Annotated in this window: 3 protein-coding genes; 1 reads left to right on the forward strand and 2 read right to left on the reverse strand. The window is 64.6% G+C overall.

What is annotated here, in order from left to right:
• Positions 1 to 1,019 precede the first annotated feature (1,019 nt).
• Complete coding sequence (locus ACZ3HV_RS44470; RefSeq protein ID WP_465693935.1) at positions 1,020 to 1,772, forward strand: 5'-nucleotidase; 753 nt, start codon at positions 1,020 to 1,022, stop codon at positions 1,770 to 1,772.
• A gap of 68 nt (positions 1,773 to 1,840) precedes the next feature.
• On the opposite strand, the gene ACZ3HV_RS44475 is transcribed toward ACZ3HV_RS44470, so the two are convergent.
• Together ACZ3HV_RS44475 and ACZ3HV_RS44480 are read right to left on the reverse strand one after the other, a co-directional pair.
• Positions 1,841 to 2,308 (reverse strand): winged helix-turn-helix transcriptional regulator, encoded by a 468-nt coding sequence (locus ACZ3HV_RS44475; RefSeq protein WP_465693936.1) that lies wholly within the window; start codon positions 2,306 to 2,308, stop codon positions 1,841 to 1,843.
• Positions 2,308 to 2,527: hypothetical protein (locus ACZ3HV_RS44480; RefSeq protein WP_465693938.1), on the reverse strand; the 220-nt coding region annotated here is incomplete at its 5' end. The genes ACZ3HV_RS44475 and ACZ3HV_RS44480, both read right to left, overlap by 1 nt.

A 2,527-nucleotide genomic window follows, 5' to 3' on the forward strand; every position in this document is an offset into this window, starting at 1 on the left:
TCCTCGGAGTAGTTCTTGCGGGCCATGGTCCTGATCATCTCGCTTCCCCAGCCGATGGCTGGATTCAGCGTGTCCAAGAACCGGGGTCAGGACCCTACGTCGCCCCCACTACGCGCGCTCCGACCCATCCGTACCTTCCTTGCGGGCTCCGCCCCCGGTCTGCGCGCTGCCGCGTGCCGTCGACTGCTTGGCCGGCCCTCGTCCGGCAGACGACCGCCCGTCACGGCTGACCGATCATCGGCCTGGTCCCCCGAGCAGTACTAGGCACCAGGCCTCGGGTGACGGCCGATCTTGTTCGTCGCGGGCCTGGTCCTGTCCAGGCTTAGAACAGCTTGGTTGGGGCTGGCTCAACGCGAAAGGTCTTGTAGAGGGCCCGAGCGCCGGGATTGTCGTTGTCGGTGGTCCACTCCACGCGACTGCAATCGTGCTTGCGAGCTGCCTCGAACAGGGATCCATCAGTGCGCTGCCAATGCCTCGATGCTGCTGCGCCTGCGAGACGAACAGTTCCTTCAGATCGAGGGAGCGGGTCAGGCCGACCGCCGGTCAGAGGAATGAGTAGGCCGCGAAGCCGACCGCCGCGTGACCGTCGAATGCAAGGAAGGAGTCGTCGGCCGAGCGCACCACAATCACGGCAGGCGTCCTCTCGCGTAGTGCCGACAAGCTGATGCAGTTCGCGCCACGACCGGCAGTTGACGTTGGCTGACGGACATCCCTCCGACAACTGCCCGTGGCCGTCAACGATGCCGCGACGTTGCTCGTCCTCGAGGCCGCACAGCGCCCCAGCGATCTGCGGGTAGCAACCGTCGCGTCCCCATCAGCGGCAATCATTCGCCGGGTCGACCAGGTTTCCGGGTCTGGACCGGTCGCGTTGCATCGCGTCGGCGGCTACCGTGAAATTTGTGGTGAGGGGGCGATGGCTTCGCGCTCCGGGGAGGGATGACTCGGAGCAGTCAAGCGCGACACAGCAAGCGCCGGATGGGGCGACGGGCGAGCAGGGTCGTTCGTCGAAGCCTCGCGACGTGCCTGACGGTGCGGTCGTCAAACGGGTGACCCATTACGCGAAGGGGGTCGGAGCCGTTCTCGGTGTGCTCGGGACGGCGATTGCGACGCTGTTTCTGTTGATCGATCACGGCGTTTTCGGTGGTGGCGACGACGAGCCGCGTGTGAGCAGCGTCAACACGGCGCTGCGGCAGTTGGATCCGCCACTGGCTGGTGGGTCTACTCTCGCGGGCGAGAGTGCGCTGGGAAATCTCGTAGCTGATGCCCGCCGTCATGCCACCAAAACCCAGATCGCCTTCGTCAACCCCGGGGCGATCCGAGCGCCGATCAAGGCCGGCGTGGTGACGAGCAGCGACCTGGCAGCCGTATTGCCGTTCAACAACCGCCTGGTCACGATCGACCTCACGGGTGCGCAGATTTGGGCCGTGCTGAGGCAGCAATTCCAACCCCCGCAGAATCGAATTCTGCAAGTGGCGGGCCTGCGTTTTGTGTATCACCTTCAGAGCGCGAACGAGGGTGACATCGACAGCGTCGAACTTTTGTCGAGCGGCGCACCGCCGGCGGCCCTATCAGACGATACGCGCCAGTCCTACACCGTCGTCGTTGATTCGTTCCTTGCCGACGGCGGCGACGGATTCTCCGTGCTGGCCGACGTGCGCAATCGCCGGACACTCGAGCTCACCGACCAGGCTGCCCTGACCCAGCACGTGGCATCCCTGTCGACGCCGTTTGAAGTCGCAACACAGCAGCGCGTTACGCGGCGCGGAATATAGCGTCGGGTCACCGGATCGATGACTCGAGGTTCGAAGCCCTCGCGACCCACTCGCCATTGAATTTAACGTCAGCGCCAGGTGGTTCGGTCGGCGGGGCCGCCGGGGACGGGTTCGAAGATGACTTCCTCGCCTGGGACCGCGTTGCCGTCCTTAGTTATGAAGCCGACGCTCACCAGTTCCTTGGATTGTTTGTTTCGGCGTAAGACGGTAGGGCCGGCTTCTCGGGGGGCGTGGACGTCTCCCCACTGCTGGAGGGCGGCTAGGACTAGTTTTAGGTCTTCGCCTGCGGGGGTTAGGTGGTAGGAGGAGCGGGATCGTTCGCCGGGGGTTTGGTACTCGCGTTTTTCTAGGAGGCCGGAGTCGACCAGGGAGTGCAGGTGGTTGGTGAGGATGTTGGGGGCTATGTGGAGGTAGTCGCGGAAGTCGGCGAAGCGGGTGGTGCCTAGGTGGGCTTCGCGGAGGATCAGGAAGGTCCAGCGGTCGTTGACCAGTTCCAGGGTTCTTGCGATGGAGCAGTTGGGCTGGGTGGTGGGCATTACGCCTTCTTGGGGGAGTGGGCGCGGATGGTGGTGGCGGCGATGACCAGGAGAGCGAGGGTAGCTATGACGGTTACGCCGATCAGGAGGGCTGTGCTCAGGCCGGCGGCGGTGGCTACCAAGCCTAGCCTCGAAGTTTCACGGGGTTCCGGCGTGTCGCTGATGGCTGGTTTTTGGGTGTTCTGGGGGTTGTTGGGCGGGTTGGTGGCGTGGGCCGGA

Source organism: Kribbella sp. NPDC020701 (assembly GCF_055562215.1).